At 57.4% G+C, this 18,034-nt stretch carries 14 protein-coding genes; 4 read left to right on the forward strand and 10 right to left on the reverse strand.

Features of this window, described 5'->3' with window-relative positions; genetic code table 11:
- A partial coding sequence (locus IK012_RS11210; RefSeq protein WP_290954499.1) for a sodium-translocating pyrophosphatase occupies nucleotides 1-2,289 on the reverse strand: 2,289 nt, incomplete at its 3' end.
- A 107-nt stretch (nucleotides 2,290-2,396) separates the two neighbouring features.
- On the opposite strand from IK012_RS11210, the gene IK012_RS11215 reads away from it, so the two are divergent.
- From IK012_RS11215 to tsaA, 3 genes are all read left to right on the forward strand, one after another.
- The gene (locus IK012_RS11215; protein ID WP_173342819.1) at nucleotides 2,397-3,179 is read left to right on the forward strand and encodes a hypothetical protein; all 783 of its coding nucleotides are present in this window, start codon (nucleotides 2,397-2,399) and stop codon (nucleotides 3,177-3,179) included.
- 112 nt (nucleotides 3,180-3,291) lie between these two features.
- Complete coding sequence (locus IK012_RS11220) at nucleotides 3,292-4,386, forward strand: histidine phosphatase family protein (RefSeq protein WP_290954503.1); 1,095 nt, start codon at nucleotides 3,292-3,294, stop codon at nucleotides 4,384-4,386.
- Between the two features lie 8 nt (nucleotides 4,387-4,394).
- Nucleotides 4,395-5,081, forward strand: coding sequence for a tRNA (N6-threonylcarbamoyladenosine(37)-N6)-methyltransferase TrmO (gene tsaA, locus IK012_RS11225; RefSeq protein WP_290954506.1), 687 nt, complete (start codon nucleotides 4,395-4,397; stop codon nucleotides 5,079-5,081).
- A gap of 106 nt (nucleotides 5,082-5,187) precedes the next feature.
- Here the strand turns inward: tsaA and IK012_RS11230 are convergent, their stop codons facing one another.
- Nucleotides 5,188-6,384: a sialate O-acetylesterase gene (locus IK012_RS11230; RefSeq protein WP_290954509.1), complete on the reverse strand. Its 1,197-nt coding sequence runs from the start codon at nucleotides 6,382-6,384 to the stop codon at nucleotides 5,188-5,190.
- 44 nt (nucleotides 6,385-6,428) lie between these two features.
- Complete coding sequence (locus IK012_RS11235) at nucleotides 6,429-7,679, reverse strand: sialate O-acetylesterase (protein WP_290954512.1); 1,251 nt, start codon at nucleotides 7,677-7,679, stop codon at nucleotides 6,429-6,431.
- A 235-nt stretch (nucleotides 7,680-7,914) separates the two neighbouring features.
- Between IK012_RS11235 and IK012_RS11240 the strand changes: the two genes are divergently transcribed.
- Nucleotides 7,915-8,424 (forward strand): lipocalin family protein, encoded by a 510-nt coding sequence (locus IK012_RS11240; RefSeq protein WP_290954515.1) that lies wholly within the window; start codon nucleotides 7,915-7,917, stop codon nucleotides 8,422-8,424.
- A 17-nt stretch (nucleotides 8,425-8,441) separates the two neighbouring features.
- Here IK012_RS11240 and IK012_RS11245 read toward each other — a convergent pair whose 3' ends face one another.
- The 7 genes from IK012_RS11245 to IK012_RS11275 form a co-directional block, all read right to left on the reverse strand.
- Nucleotides 8,442-10,421 (reverse strand): transglutaminase family protein, encoded by a 1,980-nt coding sequence (locus tag IK012_RS11245; protein ID WP_290954518.1) that lies wholly within the window; start codon nucleotides 10,419-10,421, stop codon nucleotides 8,442-8,444.
- A complete protein-coding gene (locus IK012_RS11250; protein WP_290954521.1) occupies nucleotides 10,418-11,698 on the reverse strand; it encodes a DUF58 domain-containing protein in 1,281 nt (426 codons plus the stop codon). Before IK012_RS11250 ends, IK012_RS11245 begins: the two co-directional genes overlap by 4 nt.
- Nucleotides 11,699-11,712: 14 nt before the next feature.
- Complete coding sequence (locus tag IK012_RS11255; protein ID WP_173378823.1) at nucleotides 11,713-12,621, reverse strand: MoxR family ATPase; 909 nt, start codon at nucleotides 12,619-12,621, stop codon at nucleotides 11,713-11,715.
- Nucleotides 12,622-12,649: 28 nt separating this feature from the next.
- The gene (nadE, locus tag IK012_RS11260; protein ID WP_290954528.1) at nucleotides 12,650-14,197 is read right to left on the reverse strand and encodes an NAD(+) synthase; all 1,548 of its coding nucleotides are present in this window, start codon (nucleotides 14,195-14,197) and stop codon (nucleotides 12,650-12,652) included.
- A 91-nt stretch (nucleotides 14,198-14,288) separates the two neighbouring features.
- Nucleotides 14,289-15,443, reverse strand: coding sequence for a hypothetical protein (locus IK012_RS11265; protein ID WP_290954531.1), 1,155 nt, complete (start codon nucleotides 15,441-15,443; stop codon nucleotides 14,289-14,291).
- A 69-nt stretch (nucleotides 15,444-15,512) separates the two neighbouring features.
- Nucleotides 15,513-16,379 (reverse strand): NAD-dependent epimerase/dehydratase family protein, encoded by an 867-nt coding sequence (locus IK012_RS11270; RefSeq protein ID WP_290954534.1) that lies wholly within the window; start codon nucleotides 16,377-16,379, stop codon nucleotides 15,513-15,515.
- Nucleotides 16,379-17,860, reverse strand: coding sequence for a DnaA/Hda family protein (locus IK012_RS11275; RefSeq protein ID WP_290954537.1), 1,482 nt, complete (start codon nucleotides 17,858-17,860; stop codon nucleotides 16,379-16,381). The genes IK012_RS11270 and IK012_RS11275 overlap by 1 nt, the downstream gene beginning before the upstream one ends.
- Nucleotides 17,861-18,034 lie beyond the last annotated feature (174 nt).

Here is an 18,034-nt window from a genome sequence, read left to right on the forward strand (position 1 = left end):
GAGCGAGGGGCCCGCGGTATCCTTGAACGGGTCACCCACGGTATCGCCCACCACGGCAGACTTGTGCGTATCGGAACCCTTGCCGCCGTAGTTACCCTTCTCGACAAACTTTTTCGCATTGTCCCAGGCGCCGCCCGCATTGTTGAGCATGGTGGCAAGAGCAAACCCGCTCGCAAGCCCGCCCGCCAAAAGTCCGAACACGCCCGCGACACCCATGGTAAGTCCCACCAGCACAGGCACCACAACCGCAAGCACCGAGGGCATAATCATTTCGCGCTGGGCACCCGTCGTCGAAATTTCCACGCAGCGGGCATAGTCCGGCTCGCCCGTCCCATCCATGATTCCCGGAATCTCGCGGAACTGGCGGCGCACCTCCTCCACCATCGCGCTAGCGGCACGGCCCACCGCCTTGATGGTAAAGGCACAGAAAACGAACGTCATCATCGCCCCGATGAACAACCCGCCGAGCAGCATGGGGTTCATCAAGTTGAGGTTGTAAATCTGCATGAAGTCAGCGTAATTCACCTTGCTTGCGACCATTCCGAGAAGGTCCCCGTTCTCGGCGATGGCACGCGTGCCGCCGTCCAGGAACTTGACGCCCGAAATGCCCGAAAGCGCTTTAGCGAGATCGCTCGCGCCGTTCGCGAACGCCACGGAACCCACCTTCCACACACCCTCCGCAGAGGATGCGAGGTGTCCAAGCCAAATTTTCACTTCTTCTACGTAAGATGCGAGAAGCGCCATCGCAGTGAGCGCTGCAGAACCAATAGCGAAGCCCTTGCCCGTCGCAGCGGTGGTATTCCCGAGCATGTCGAGTTCGTCGGTACGGGCGCGCACTTCGGGATCGAGGCCCGCCATTTCGGCGTTACCGCCCGCATTGTCGGCAATCGGCCCGAAAGCATCGGTCGCAAGCGTGATGCCGAGCGTGCTCAGCATGCCCACAGCGGCAAAACCCACGCCGTAGAGGCCCATAGCCATATTCTCAAAACCGCCCGCACAGCCGAACGCGGCCACGATGCCAATCACGATAGTCACGACCGGAAGCCCAGTGGAGAACATGCCGACGGAAATGCCGTCGATAATCGTAGTCGCCGCACCGAGCTTGGCCTGGCCCGCGATACCGCGAGTGGGCTTGTAGGCATCGGAAGTGTAGTATTCGGTAAACTGCCCGATAAGGATTCCCGCGGCAAGGCCCGAAAGCACGGAACCGAAGATGCCTATCGAAATGAAATCAATCTTCACGAGCACGAGAAGCGCCACAAGGATAAGCACCGAAGAGCCGAGCGTTCCTGTAAGGAGGGAGCGCAACAGGGATTTCGTGGTGGCATTTTCCTTCGTGCGCACTGCAAAGATGCCCACAAGCGAAAGGATAATTCCAATCGCAGCCACCACCATCGGGGCGATCACGAGCTTTATGCCGCCCAGCGGTAAGGCAGCCCCGAGAGCCGCCGTCGAAAGAATGGATCCGCAGTAGGATTCGTAGAGGTCGGCGCCCATCCCGGCGACGTCCCCCACGTTATCACCGACGTTGTCCGCAATGGTCGCCGGGTTGCGCGGGTCATCCTCGGGGATGCCCGCCTCGACCTTGCCCACAAGGTCGGCGCCGACATCGGCCGCCTTCGTGTAAATGCCTCCACCCACGCGGGCGAAGAGTGCCTGCAGGGAAGCGCCCATACCGAAGGTAAGCATGGTCGTGGTGATTTCCACCATCTTCGCATGCGCCCATTCCGCATTGTTCACCATGTCGGCAGTCCAGCCACCGAGCGAAATTTTCGCCGCCAAATCAGCGCCGAAATTCCACACATTGTGGTCGTAAATGTAGTTGAGCGCAAAGAACCATGCCGAAATATCTAGGAGACCAAAGCCCACCACCACGAGGCCCATCACGGCGCCGCTACGGAACGCGATGACAAGCCCGCGGTTCAAGCTGCTGATGGCGCCGTTCGCCGTGCGGGAACTCGCGTACGTCGCCGTCTTCATGCCCAAAAAGCCGCAAAGCCCGCTGAAGAAGCCGCCCGTAAGGAAGGCTACCGGCACGAACGGATTCTGGATGCCCATGAAGGCCAGCACCACGAATACCGCGAAAAGCACCGCAAAGACGATGGAAACCGTCTTGTATTGCCGCCGGAGGTAGGCAAACGCACCTACGCGCACAAAATGCGCAATCGCCTTCATTTTCTCATTGCCGTCGGGCTGCCGCTTCATGAACCTGTAAAAGAAAAACGCCATGGCGAGCGCAAACAACGCTGCAACCGGGACCAGGAACCAATAAGCTGGAATAGTAAGCATTGAAACCTCTTTCTACTAAACCTTTGGCCGGCATCCGACGACCTTATAAAGAAATCTATAACGAAAATCCTAGAAAGGACGCTAAATTTTGTTTAAATTTACACTCCATGCTGGAAAATCTCAATTTCCATTTCGAATTCTACGACTGGCTGCTCGTTTTCATGGTCACGGCGCTCGGAGTCTTCAGCGCCTACACCAAGGACCCCCAGCTCAAGGCCGTCGCGGCGACCATCCCCATCCCCTGCGGATTCGCCTATATCGCCGTCGGACTCCCCATGGGCACCGCGAACGCCATTTCGGGTTTCATGTGCCTGCTTTATGTGCATATCGTACGCATTCTTCACTATAAGGTAAAGGTTCCCATCATCCCCTCCATCGCCCTCGGCCTGGCCTTCTTCGTCGCGCTCGGAACCTTCCTGATGCCCCGCATCCCGGATGGGGAAGCCTTCTTCATCGGGGCCTGCCTCTTCGACTTCACCGTGGGAGTCATCCTCTTCCAGAAGCAAAAATACAAGTCCGGAGTCCGCTACAAGACTCCCCTGCCCGTATACATCAAGGCACCCGCCATCGCGGGCGTCGTCGCTGGCCTCATGGTCATAAAGAGGCTCATGGGCGGGTTCTGCACGAGCTTCCCGATGATGAACTCCATCGTAAGCTACGAATCGCGCTTTTCGCTGGGCGACCAGTGCAGGCAACTCCCGCTATTCCTCATCGCGGGGCCGTTCATGTTCGCCGAGATGCGCTACCTCGAGATATTCCTGCACCTGAACCACTGGATTGTGCTCCTGTGCGGCTACGTGCTGTTCGCATGCATCTACTGGCCGCTGAACAAGGAACTCAAGCGCAGGAACGAGATGGCCGACGCGTCGTATTCGGACAAAAACAAGTAAAGAACGCCACATAAAAGCGTTTTTTGCCCCCTTTTGCCAAATTTTTACTTGTAAATTCCGCTCCAAATAATTAGATATTCAAGAGAACTATAGATGCACCACGAGGAGCCCTATGAAAAAGATTGCACTTCTTCCGATATCACTGTTTGCAGCTCTATCCATCACCGCATGCGGTGACAGCGAGTCCGGCAACCCCGTCACCCCCGAAGGCGGTAGCCAGCCCGCACTTTCTTCGGAAGCGCTCCCCGGTTCCTCGGATGCACTCCCGACATCGTCCGCGACAGTCCCCGGTTCTTCAGAAACGGTCCCGCCCGCATCTTCGGCAGCCGTCCCGGCTTCTTCCGCGACAGTCGAAGCTCCGGTTGAATTTACCACTGACGCGGTAGCCCTCCCCGACATGGGCTGCACCTCCGAGCCCCTTTCGTTCGGTTCGGGCGTGAAGCTCACCTGCAACGGCGAATATGTCGGCAACATCCTCGAAGACAGCGACACTTCCCCGTTCGACCCGAACGCGGCCGCCTACACGAGCTTCGTCGGCATCAAGAAGATTTTTGCAGCGCTGCAGCCCACCGACAAGGCCGTATTCATCTTGCGCCACGCCCACCGCACCAGCAGCACCGACGTCGACGGCGTCCTTACCGGCCTCGGATACGAACAGGCAATCACCGTCGGCAAGCAGATCGCGGGCACCGAAGAAATCAAATACTGGCATTCCGAGATTCCGCGCACCATGCAGACCAGCATGGCAATCGCCCAGGGCCGCGGGCAAACCGAATTCTCGCATGTTGCGCTCAAGGAACTGAACGGCGGCTGGTTCGAGAAGGACCACGCCAAAGTCGAAGAATACAATGCTACCGTCTCTAGCAGCTACGACGTCGTTTCGCGCTGGGCCTACAACGAATACCCCGACCCGACCGTCAATTATAACGAAGGTTTCTACGACCTGATGGAACGCGGAACCCAGTTCATGAGCGAAATCATCCTCGCCAAGGTCGTCCCGCAGAGCCGCATCAGCGTCGTCATTTCACACGACCAGATGCTCTACCCGCTCACGATTTTCGCGACGAACAGGCTGCTCGAAATGAAGCACCACGAAGACAAGAGCTGGCTCAACTTCCTCGCAGGCGTCGCCGTGATCGTCCATGCAGACGGTTCCATCAAGTACGTGCCGGTCATGGGCCTCGACGAAGGCACCATGTCTAGCTAGTTCAGGGCATGGACAGCCTTAACCTAAAAATCATCGCCCGCATAAAAAGCGACTTCCCCGAAAAGTTCGGGATACCCCGCCAGAGCGGGCTTGTCCCTTCGTTGCGTTCGACCATACGGTTCGAGCCCGAATTCAGGAATGCGGATGCGCTCCGCGGGCTGGAAGGCTTCAGCCACCTGTGGCTCATCTGGATATTCTCCGAAAACATCCGGGACACATGGCACCCGACGGTGCGGCCCCCGCGCCTCGGAGGCAATACGCGGCTCGGCGTATTCGCCACAAGGAGCAGTTTCCGCCCGAACCCTATCGCGATGAGCTGCGTGAAGATTGAAGGTATCCGCCTGGACGCTCCAGACGGGCCCGAAATTATCGTGAGCGGTGCCGACCTTATGGACGGCACCCCCATTCTGGACATCAAGCCCTACCTGCCCTACGCCGACAGCATTCCCGACGCAAAGGGCGGTTTTGCGGAAGCCCGCAGGTACGATTCCCTGCAGGTGGAAATCGCTCCCGAGATAGCGAGCCAGGTACCGGAAGGCAAGCTCGACGCCCTCGTCGAGATATTGAGGCAGGACCCGCGGCCGCACTACCAGGACGATCCCGAAAGAGTTTACGGACTCGCCTTCGCCGGCAAAAACATCAAGTTCAAGGTTGCCGACGGAACGCTCACCGTCATAGCCGTAGAAAGCGCCTAAAACAAATTTCCTAAAACGCCGCACGAGCGGCCACAAGAAAACCCGGGGCAAACAACTTACCCCGGGCGTTTTGATCCACCCCAAAAGCCAGATTGAGCATCTGGTTTTATTTAATCAGCACCTTCTGTACAGAACGTTCGGAGCCCACCTGAACGGACAGCATGTAGCTACCCTGCGGGAGCAGCGACGCATCGAAACCGAGCGTTCCTCCGGCATAGCTGTTGCTGAAGTCGAGAACGGCCTTGCCCTGCATGGTGAACACCTTCGCCGAAACAGCGAAACCGTTCGCCCGGACCGGCACGGACACGCGACCCGCATGCACGACGGCCTTTCCGATAACAGTCGACGCATCGGCAACCACGCCAATAGCGAGCGCAGAAGATTCAGACCCGACGCTGGAACTGGATCCCGGAGCAACTTCGCTCGAGCTGGATTCTTCGACAGAGCTGCTCGACGGAGTCGTCGTTACGGGCTTAAGGTCATCACCCAGGATTTCCATCACCTTCTCGGCATAGCGCTTACCGAAGTCGCGGTAGCCCTGCGAAGAGAAGTGGATGCGCATCATGTCCAGGTCGTTGAGACCCTCGGCAGAAACGAGGTAAAAGTTCTTGGACTGTTGCGGAAGTTTCCGGATGTTGTTGTTCGTGCCCTTGGAGCTTCCTTGATACGGGACCTCGCCCGCAAAGAACGGAATGTTCTCGTCGAGGCCGATGTCCCTGACCAGACGGTCGTAGACCTTCTTGACCTTGTTAGGCCAATCGCTGTCGCCCTCGTCGGTTTCGCCCTGGTGGAAGATGATGCCCTTGATGACGCCGTCTTCCTTGGCCTTCAAAGCCATATCCACCAAGCGCTGGTAGGGATTGCCACCGTAATCATTGACGATGTCCTTGAACCAACCAGCCTGGGTTGACAAATAGCTCTGGTCAATAGGCGAATCGAACGCCACGATGCTGCAGCCCGCTATGGCCACAACCACGACGCCAACCTTGATTTGCGGGTCAAGCTTTTCGACCAGCGTGCGTCCGAAGTAGTCGGTGGGGCCAAGGCCGCCGTGTTTGTTCGCCAAAGGCGGAATCGCGTCGTTCCACGTACCCAGCTTCCTTCCGTTGAAGTTGTCGATTGCCGAAAGCATCTGGAAACGCGGATCGACCGTCTTGTCTTGAGACTCGATAGTGCCCTGGCCCTCCATGTTGGACTGACCAAAGGCGAGGTAGATGTGGAAATTGGGATCCGGTGCGGCAAATGCAGCCGAAGCCATAAGCGCCGAACCGACAATCAGTCCAATCAGGTTCTTCTTTTTCATTTTGACTCCTCTGTTGAACCAAACAATTTCCACATACCACCAAGTTACTTTATCTGTACTTTCTGTACAGACCGTTCAGAACCAACCTGAACGGATACCATGTAGTTTCCCTGCGGGAGGCGCGACGCATCGAAACCGAGCGTACCCATGGAATAGCTGTTACCGAAGTCGAGCAGCATCTTGCCCTGCATGCTGAACACCTTCGCAGACACCGCGTCGCCATTCACCTTGACCGGCACGGACACGCGACCCGAGTTCACGACAGCCTTCCCGATAGCGGAAGATACCGCAGCGACCGCACCGATGGCTTCGGTCGAAGAACTGGAACGGTGGACGTGCTGATGGCTGGAACTGGAAGCGGTCACGCTGCTGGAACTTTTCGGAGCAACTTCGCTCGAAGTGGGCCCAACGGCGGAACTGGATTCGGCTACGGAACTGGAACTGGTCGCTGTCGCCACGGGCTTGATCTTGTCACCCAAGACCTCGACCATCTTCTCGGCATAGCGCTTGCCGAAGTCGCGGTATTCCTGCGGGGTGAAGTGGACGTTCTGGCCATCGCCCAATGCCTGGTTGAAACCTTCGGAAGAGACCACGTAGAAGTTCTTGGACTGCTGCGGGAGTTTCGCGATGTTTTGGTTCGCACCGGAACTGGAACCGCTGCGCAGCACTTCGCCCGCGAGGAACGGGATATCGCTGTCGAGTCCCAGGTCCTTGATGATGTTGTCGTAGACCTTCTTGACCGAGTAAGGCCACTGGCTGTTGCCGGCGTCGGTTTCACCCTGGTGGAAGATGATGCCCTTGATGACGCCGTCTTCCTGGGCCTTCTTCGCCATCTCGATCAGGCGGCCATAGGGATTGCCACCATAGTCATTGATGCGCTGGGTCATCCAGCTCTGCTGCGTCCTCGCGTAATTCGCGTAGTTGTCCTTGTCGAACAGCTGGATACTGCAGCCCGCAACTGCGACCACGATGACACCCACCTTGATCTGGGAATCCGTCTTCTCGACCATAGTACGGCCGAAGTAGTCCGTAGGTCCGAGCTTAGCCCCCTGACAATGCGCCAGCGGGGGCGTCGCCTTGGACCACCGTCCCTTCGTCTTGCCGGAACAGGAACCGTTATCGGCAGCCCATAGCACCTGGAAACGTTCGTCAACGGTCCTGTCTTCGTTGCCGATATCGCCCTGGCCTTCCATGTTGGACTGGCCGAAAGCGAGATAAATGTGGAAGTTAGGATCTGGTGCCGCATATACGGCAGATGCGGCACAAGCCGCCATAATCACTTTTTTGATATTCATTTTTACTCTCCATAAACAAGAGCAGAACAAACCCAATCCTGCTCGGAAATTAATATAGATAAAAAAACGCAAACGTCTGCAATTACAGGCATTATCCGTTGTATCATGGCGCAACACACAAAAGAGACCGTTCCCGGAGCCTTTTTTTTTCGATTTTTACCGAATTTTCACACTGTCCCATACCGCAAAAACAAACATTTATTTATATTCCCTATGTATTTATCGGAGGAATCCAATGAAAAAGATTATCATGACGGCCATCGCGGCCGCAAGCGTATGCCTTCTTTCCGCCTGTGGCGGTGAGGAATCCAAGCCTTCCCGTGCTGACATGTGCGCACAGGGCCTGAACGAAGACTGCCTCATCGGCCAGTGGAACCTGCAGTCCATCCAGAGCAGGGACGGAAGCCAAATTTACACGGACTTCGGTGTTACCCCGAGCACGCTCGAATTCAGAGACGACGGGACGTTCTATTTCGTGTTCACGACCAACACCGGCATTTCCGAAATGGCCGGCAACGGCTGCGGCGGCTCAGACAATTACGGAACCTGGGAAATCGCAGGCAAAGTGCTCAAGTTGAAGATTGGCCGTACCGACTGTCTGGAAACTGGCCGCAGCTACACGCTGACGCCGACCATCAGCGAACGCAACCTGAACCTGAACACGGTAGTCTTCCACGAAAACGACATGACCGACCAGCTCACGAAATCCAATTCTACCGAATACTTCGTCCGCGTGGGCGAATAAGCGCAGCCAAGCCCGCTTCAACGCGAGGCGGGTTTCCAGCGTTTATCCTCGTACTCGTCGAGAATTTCCAGGGCACGATGCAACCGCATCTGCCCTTTTTTTGTCGCCGGCGTAAATGTGCGGCAACGATCGGCAAAAGCAGCGACCGTTTCACCGGGACGGCGGCGAAGCCCAAGGGCGGCCAACATCTTCTCGGCAGAATCGAGCATGCGCACAAGCTGTAGGACCGAAGCTCCATAGCCGGGGCGCCTACCGCGACGACGCCATCTTTTCCAGGCCAGGAACGACGCCAGCGCAACGACGGCGATGGCGAAAATCCAGTTGAACAGCGAACTCGAAAGAACATCGCGGGAGACGTCTTGCCAGGAATTCAACGCGCCCCTCCATTCCCCGTCCCTGAGGAGGTGGAACATCCGCGCCATGCGAGCCCGGAGTGCTTCCATTTTCATCGCCATCCACGACGGGCGTTCCATCTTCACCACAAAGAGCGGCGGTGTCGGATCGAAAGATCTCCAACGGCCCGAAATACTATAGAGTTCAACCCACGCATGCGTAGAGTTTCGGCGGAACAGCGCATAAGGGCGGCCCGGCATGACTTCCGGGCGGGCAAAACCCGTCACGTAGCGCGCAGGGATACCCGCACGCCGCAACAGGAGTACAGACAAAGTCGCATAGTATTCGCAATAGCCCGAACGAGTGGCCCAGAAGATGCGCAGCGGATCGGAATGCGGGCCAAGTTTGGCTTCGGCGGTGGCACCGGATTCATCAACGCGCAAGGAATAGGCGAAATTGAGCAGGAAATACGAACCGATAGCGTGGGAATAGGCATACGGCTTCACAGAATCCGGGTAACCGGCAAGCGTATCAAGCCCCATCTCCGTCGCGACCGTATCGAGGAAGCCCGCCAACGGCGCGAACACCTGCAGGTAGGCGCTATCGGGCGCATCGCCATAACCCTCGAATGTGGCATAAGGGTCGGCGGAATCCGTCGGCATGTAGTAGAACCAGTCTCCCCGCCGGGTTTCGCCTTGCTTGAACACATTCGACTTGAAATACTCCACAGAATCCGCATTCTTCGCGGCAACGGCAACAGCCTCGTATGGGGCGAAAATGAATCCGAAATTGTCGAGCGCAGACTGCACCCACACCGAGCGCGAACGGTTAGAAGCCGATGCCGAATCACCCTTCTCAAAAACGGCGTAATCCACCTTGTAGCGGGCGGGATAAAGCTGGCGTTCACTGTGCGCAGGCAATTTCCAGATGCCGCCCACGTACTTCTCGTAGACGGCGGCGCGCATGTAATTCGGAGCGAGAGTATCCCACACGCGCAGCACCACTTCGCGATTGTACTTGTTCACGAAATTCGATTCGAAGGACCCGAGTTTCACCACGGGGTCGAATCCCATCAGGTGGCGCTTCGCGAAATAATCGGCAGCCTTTTGGGAACGGTACTGCCCGTGCGAACGCCAGTACTTGAGCCCGCCAAACGAAATCGCGGTGAAGCCTGCGAACAGGAGCAAAAACAGCGCATGCTTCCACAATTTGACTCCCGGCCTTCCATAAGCATGGAGCAACAACAGCAGAGTCGCGAAATTCACCGCGACACCAACCGCACGAGCCTGGTAGCAACTCAACAGGAGCACCGCCACGCCGTTGAAGAGGACGAACACGTCGTAACCGCCGTTACCGAGGCTGCGTTTTTGCAGGTACGCAAGCGAAAGGAGGTAATATGCGGGAATGTAAACAAGCCAGGGCGACATCCCGTATTCCACCTCGGGGCTGAACACCCACCAGAAGGCGAAGGGGACGATAAGCCCGTAGGCGACCGACTTGCGGTACACGGGAACATGCGCGGCATCGTAGCGGAATAAAAGTACCGCAAACGCCACGGCAAAGGCAAACCCGAGCCAAGGCAAATCAGAAGAGAACCCCAGGTTCAGCGACGCAGCGCAGAGGAGGAGCGTCTTCGATATTTCGCGGAAGGAGAACTTTCTCATAACGAGACCTCCCCCGCATCCAGATTTTCGACGGGAACGAACAAGGTATCGTCGCTGTTCTCACGGGCAGAAGCGCACACCACGACCTGCTTGTGGACCAGCGGATCCTTGACCGCGAAGAGCCCCACGCGAAGCACCGGCCCCATCGGGCGCGCCGCGGGCGACCAGAGTTCGGGCTCGTCGCCGCGACCGCGGGACGCTTGTTTCTGGCCCCGAGAATCTTTTTTCAAACCGTCAAATGCCTTTTTCGGGTCGCCGACACGTTTATCGCGGGCATAAATTTCGGCGCAAGGTATGCGGGCAAGAGTCTCGAGCAAGACGCTCGCGGCATCCGTTCCCGCAAGCGAGAACTCGTCATCGCACACAAAGAGGCGCCCGAGGATTCCCCGGTCCAGAAGCCACATCCCGATTCCCGCCGCAAGCCGGATCATGGGTTCGAGCACAGACTTTTCGCGCAGGTTGCGCGCGCGGGTATCGAGCACAAGCACCACGCCCGCGCCGCGTTCGCCCTCGAACTCCTTGGTGAAGGGCCGCCCGTAACGCGCGAACGCCCTGTAGTACAAGTCGCGCAGGGAATCGCCCTCGCGGTACTCGCGCACACCCGCAAAATCGAGCCCGCGCATAAAATTGCTCATCAAAAGCGGCACGAACGCAAGCCCGCTCTGGCCCGTAGTCAAAAACGGGAAGGCGGTGACGTTCTTCGGGCGCGGATACACGAGAATTTCCGCCTCGCCCACCTTGAAGGGATTGCAGAGCATGCCCTTGATTTCGGGAACCGTGAGCGAAACCTTCGGGATGCGGTAGGCGCCCCGGAACCGCGTGCGGATGCAGGCCCGCAGTTCGCCCGTGCCACCCGCGGGAACCCCGCGGAGTTCCGGAGAGTTCTCGCCATCGAGCGACGGATCCATGCGGGAGCACGACGCCCACACGCAATCGATTGCGGTTCCGGCCTGGAGGCGCACCGAGACGTAGGCATTATCGCCCTCGGTAGCGTTCTCGACACGCGAAACGGAACCCGAGAGCTTCGTCTTTTTGGACGTGAGGAAGAGCGACGGGACCAGCGAGAGGAAAAAGAGGAAAACGAAGCCCGAGAAAACCCAGGCGGCCCAAAAGCCGGCGAAGGCACCCGCGAATATGGAGAAGAGGAACAGGGCGGCGCAGGCGCGGCCCGGGTACGTGAAATACTCCCTCCACACGTAGTAGAGGCGCATCAGCAGTCCCGCACGCTTGGGCGCACGGGGAATCGCACCCAGGAACCAGCTCAAGAATCGGCGCATAGTTCCCCGCAATTCTATTTCGGGATGTCTACCTGACGGAGAATTCCGGCGAGGACATCACGGCTCGCGCCCCGTGCGGCGTCCTTCGGGAACACGCGATGTTCCATGACCGGATAGAAGACCTTCTGGATATCGTCCGGATTCACGAAGTCACGCCCCGCGACAAAAGCGCTCGCGCGGGCCATCTTGACCAGGTTGAGGCCGGCGCGAGGGCTGGCCGCAAGCCTAACGCCCGCATCACTGCGGGTCGCCTGCACGAGCATGACCGCATAGCGTTCGAGCGCTTCGTCGATATGCACCTTCCGCACCGTCTCGCGGGCGGCGAGAACCTCCTGCACGCTCGTAACGGCGGAGAGCCTCTGGAGGGGTGTTCCCTCGCGGTGCCCGTGCAGAATCTGCATTTCTGTTTCCAAAGTCGGGTACCCGATGGAGAGCCGCACCATAAAGCGGTCCATCTGAGCCTCGGGCAGCGGGAAAACCCCGTGGAACTCCACCGGGTTTTCCGTCGCAAGCACAAAGAAGAGTTCGGGCAGCCTGTGGGCCTCGCCCTCGAGGCTCACCTGGCGTTCTTCCATCGCTTCCAAAAGCGCACTCTGCGTTCGGGGAGAAGCTCGGTTGATTTCGTCGGCCAAGAGCACCTGCGTGAAAACGGGACCCCTGCGGATTTCGAAATCTCCGGTATTCGCCCTGTACACGGCGCCCCCCGTAACGTCGGCCGGGAGCAGGTCGGGCGTGAACTGGATACGGGCAAAGTCCGCCCCTATGGCCACTGCGAGCGCCTTCGCGAGCGTCGTCTTCCCGGTACCGGGAACATCCTCTATGAGCACGTGACCATCGGCGAGAAGCGCCATCACGAGCATTTCCACGCTGTCGTGCTTGCCGAGCAGCACGGAATCGAGAGCATCCATCAAGCGCTTTACCATATTTCCCGCCTGGTTAAAAGTTTAGGCCCTACACACCCTGGCTTTCGCGGTATTCGCCACCGAACGCCATCCCGCTCACCGAAAGAATCGGCGGGAACTGGATGCGCTTCGCGAGAGCGAGCCCGCGGAACCGCCTGTGCCATGCGCGCATATCCTCGAGCGCATCGGCCTTGGTCTTGAAAAGTTTCTTGAAGTACTTCGGGTCGGCCCCGATTTCCTTGCAGAGCGTTCCCTTCTCGAGCAATTCCTCGGTCTCGTCCAGGCCGTGGTTCCCGTCGACCCAGAAGGCGAAAAGTTTGTCGTGATACGGGTACTTGATCGGGTCGCCCTTGCCCTCGTCCACGTTCATCGCCTCGCTGAGTTCTGCACTCGCCGGCACGTCGATGGACGCCTTCGGGATAATTTCCTTCTTGCGGTTGATGTAGCCAGCCAGTTCGTACACCTGCGTCTTCCACAGGTCGCCGAGAGCGCACATCACGCCGCAGGTATCGCCATAGAGCGTGCAATAGCCGGCAGTGGCTTCGCTCTTGTTGCCGTTGCACGTGACGCCCGCGCCGAGCACGGAGGCAATCGAAAGCAGCACGGAAGACGAACGGGTACGCGCCTGAAGGTTTTCGTAGGCAAGTCCTTCCACCTTGATTTTCTTGTCGCTGCGGACAAAGGAGCATTTTCCGAGGCTCTCGCAGACCGCATCCAGCATATCCGAAATCGGAGCGACCATGTAGGGAGTCTTCAGGTTATTCGCCAGGTCGCGAGCCGCATTCTTCGTGGTATCGGAATTGAACTTCGTCGGCATGTTCACGAGGTACACGTTCTTCGCACCAATCGCTTCCGCATACAACACCGCAGACACGGCGCTGTCGATACCGCCGCTCGCACCGATGACCATGCGTTCGATATGGAACTTCTTCAGGTTCTCGCGAATCATGTACACGAGTGCGTCGTGCAGCGCCGCAATCGGTTCGGCAGGCTTTACGGACTTCTCGCCCGAAACAAACTTCACGCGGCCCTTGGTAATATCCAGCAGCGCTTCGCATTCGCGGAACTGCGGCATGCGGTAGGCCACCTTGCCCGTCTTGTCGTACACGCGGCAGCCGCCATCGAGCGCATAGATGTTCTTGCCGGAATTTTCCGTCCCGACGGCGCCCATGTAAACAATAGCCTTCTTGTTCTCCTTCACGAAATCCGTGCAGAACTCGTCGACAAAGCCTTCCTTTACGACAGAGAATTCCTGGTAATCCGAAACGACCTCGAAGTCGTTGTCCCAGCCATCCATGCAGCCATCGACATAGTGGTTGTACATGCATTCGTCGAGCATGGCGCTCGTACCCACAAGGATTTCGATACCGCGCGAAAGCTTTTCAAGAACCTTTTCCGCATCGTTGCACTTGATTTGGAAGCCGATTTCTTCCTGCCTGGAACCGAGCTTGAAGAGATCGCCGGATATGGCGAACTCCGGGAACACCACCGCCTCGGCACCAGCCTTCTTCGCGCGAGCGACCGCGGCCTTCATCTTCTTGATATTTTCTTCCGGCTTTCCCGGGACGACTTCCATCTGCACTAAATAGACTTTCATAGGGCCTTCTTTTTTTTCTAAAGAAATATAAAAAACGTTGCAGGAACAGACCCCGCAACGTTTTTTTCAAATTCAGACATACGCCGCCATTTTACTCGTACATCGGCACTTCCCATTCCTTCGGAATGTTCGGCTTGTCGGTATCGCCATGCGCGTACTTGAAACCCTTCTTGGGATCGAGATCCGAGACCACGCCCTTGACCGAGGTAGTGCAGTCCGTATTCAGGCAGCCCGTGACCTTGAGCATGAGGTTATCCCCATACACGTCCCACGTACCCTTCTTCAGTTCCTTGCCTTCAACGCCCTTGTAGGCCTCGAGTTCAAACGTTTTGTCTTTCTTGAGGTCGAGCATCCAGTCGAGTCCGTCGACAGACACGTCCCATTCCTGCGCCAGGTCCTTCGCGGAAATCTTTTCGTATTCCAGGTCAGACGTCTTGCACGAAAGCGACTTGCCCGTAGAGAACTCGATTCCGTATTCGGAGCTCACCGATGCCGTGAACAAAGACGGCAAGGCGGCGGTAAAGAATATCGGACGCAGCAGGAGCTTGCCGCGGTGAATGTCATAGTAGCCGGCAGACCAGGTATTATCCTTTTCGCCCTTGTTTTCCACAATATAGCGGCCATCATAGAACGAGTAGATTTCCTTAGCGCTGGAATCCTGCTTGCATTCAAGCTTCTTTCCGGCAAGGTCCTCACCCTTCGAGATGATGGACGAAGACGTCTTGACAGAAGCTTCCTTCACGTCCTTGTACGTCTTGCCGTCGAGCGTATACTGCAGCTGGTCTTCGTCATTTACGATAAACCCGATAGAGCGGCCAGAATTCTTTGCGACGAGGGCCTTCATGGAATCCACGACGCCCTTGGCATCAATCGCCGCGATGGAGGCCTGCGAGAAGTCGATTACGCCGTCCTTGAAATCGGAGGGGGCAGCGATCCATGCGGTATCGGGAACCCAGATAGAGAACAGGCCGAGCTTCGTACCCGTAGCGAGGTACGCCTTGCCACCGAAGAAGCCGGAGAGTTCCATATTACGTTCGAGGTCATCGAGGGTGGCGACACGCGCACCTTCGGGAATTTCCCTCTTCATGGACGAGGAGGATTCTTCGGCCTTCGAGGAAGAGGACTTTTCGGAGTTACCGGCAGAAGACAGCAAATCGTCGGAAGCATCGGACGAATTGGTGTCGCCGCAGGCACCGAGAGTAAGCGCGAGAGCCGCGCAACCGGCAAGAATGAATGAACGTTTCATGCTAAATCCTTTTTTTAAGGAATATAACTCCTTTCTCCGCAAAAAAACAACAAAATTGCAAAAAAAGGCCTATAAAGCGGCCTCAGGGTGATATTCAAGGTCTTTTTTCGCACTTTCTATGTCCGGAACGGCGTCATAGAGGAATCCGGCAAGCGCCTGTTCGGCAGATACGCGACGGCCGCCAATACGGTTCTTGAACACCGCGAGCCTCTTCGCAAGCCACCAGGGAACGCTCAACATCCAGTGCCGGAGGCCCGCCTGGCCAAGCACGCGACGCGCCATTTCGGCCATCGTCATCACCTCGGGCCCGGCAAGCGCATAGGTCTTGCCCACCGCCTCGTTCGCAAGCCCCGCGGCGGCAATGCCCTTCACCAGGTCCACGCTCCGTACCGGGCGCTTCTTCGCGGTACCGCCGCCGGGCATCGGGTAAATCGGGAACCTGCATACGAAATCCGCGAACATGCGGAATTCCACGCCACCGCCGTCGCCTATCACGAGAGTCGGCCGCACGATGGTCCATTCGAGCCCGGATTCCTTCACCGCAGCCTCCCCCGCACGCTTGCTCGCGCCATAGGGGGTAAGCACCGGGTAGGTGACCGAAATACTCGATACATAAAGGAGCCTGCGGATGCCCGCGTCCTGGCACGCCGAAACCACGTTCCGCGTACCGCCCGCGTTTATCTTCTCGAAGGCCCGCGGGTCGTTAGAAAGGAGAATTGCCGCCAGGTGGAACACGCAGTCCACGCCCTCGAACGCGGGGCGAATGGACTTGTAATCCGCGACATTGCCATAGGCGACTTCCACTCCAGCCGGAAGCGACTGCACCAGTGAATCGCCCGGGAGCGAAAGAACGCGGACACACACACCGCGTTTCAAAAGTTCCCGGCAGAGCGCCCTCCCTACGACGCCTGCACCTCCCGTTACAAGCGCCTTCATCAGGTTTCCAGCATGTAACGGATGTCCCTGACGCGCCTCGCAAGGGCTACATCCTTGTCCATCATGGCAACCAGGGAGCGAATGGCGGCGATCACCGTGGAGTAATCGCGGTTGAAGATCTTTCCCACTTCCTGTTCCGTCTCCGAGGTGAGTTCGCGGCAGAGGAACATGGCAATCTTGCGCGGGATGGAAGCGCCCTTGTCCTGGCGCTTCGAAGAAAGCACGACCGCATCGATATTGAAGGAGGCGGCGACCGTCTCGCTGATGCACTTGAGCGTGAGCGTCGCGCCGTCGTTCTGCGGGGAGACGAGCAGCTGCTTAATGCTGTGCAGGTTCAGTTCCACACCGTTCAGGCTGTGCATCGCATCGAGCCAGTTGAGCACGCCTTCGATAAGGCGGAAGTTGGCGCGCGGAGGTATGGAAAGGAACCTGCAAATTTCTTCGCGGTCGTCGCTCGCGAACGGCAGGCGTTCGGATTTCATGCGGATGACGCCCATACGAGTATTCAAGTCGGGCTCGTCCATGCCGACCGCGACACAGTTTTCCAGATGGTTCAGGAGCACCGAGGTCAGCTGCGGAACGGAGGCATCCCTAGAAGGCTTCTCACCCGCGGCGAGCTTCTTGAACGAAGCCGGATGGCGGTCGCACGAAAGGATGACCTGCTTGCCGCTGTTGCGCAGGCTGTTGATCATCTTGGCGAGGATTTCCTGGCTGTAGACGCCGCTCTTGAGCAGCTGGATATCGTCAATCAGCAGCAAATCGCATTCCGAATAAAGCTGCCTGAACTTTTCCTTCAGCTCATCGCGCTTCGCCCATTCCTTGGCGACAGAAGCCTCGACGATGGACATCGTATCGCGCAAGAAATCGTATGCCTGGCGGTATACGACACGCATTTCCGGATTCTTCGAGGAAAGCCTTGCGGCAACGGCCTGGAGCAAGTGCGTCTTGCCGAGACCCGAAGCGCCATATACGAGGAGCGGGTTCATCGGAAGGTCACCGGGCTTTTCGACCACGGTGAGGCACGCCTTGAGCGCGAGGGAATTGCAGGAGCCTTCCACGAAATTCTCGAACGTATAGCCCGCATACATCGGGGAGCCGAGAGCGGCCTTCTTCTTTACGCGCTTCACCTGGGCGGCCTGCCTTGCAGCCTGCTTCACCACGGCGGGCACGGGGTTCGGGAACTTCATCTCGGGAACAGGGGCAGAAACGGCGCGCAGACGCACCTTATAATCTTCAAAAGCGGACCCGAGGACTGTAGAAAAAGCCTTGCGCAGGAGATCGCCGTAATGGCTGTTGAGCCAAGTTTCACGGAACTTGTCGGGAACTGAAAGCCAGGCTATCCCGCCGGACATGCCCTCGAACTCAATAGTCTCGAGGAACTGCATCCCAAAAGAGCTGAATTCACCCTGCGACAGCATATAATCCTTCACGGACTGCCAGGGCGAAGTCGACAAATTCAATAAAGCAATCGTATTATCCACAATAAACCAAAAAGAGCTAGAGGGGGGCTACTAAAGGTTGGGTTTAAAAATTAGATAAAGGGGTCAGGCAAAAATCGTTCCCGAAACCGGTTCAAAAAAATTTTTTAAAAAACAGCGCAAAAAAGGCTTTTTTTACAAAAAAAATTTTTATTCCCGAATCTACCCCCATTTTTG

This window comes from Fibrobacter sp., from assembly GCF_017551775.1.
GTDB lineage: Bacteria > Fibrobacterota > Fibrobacteria > Fibrobacterales > Fibrobacteraceae > Fibrobacter.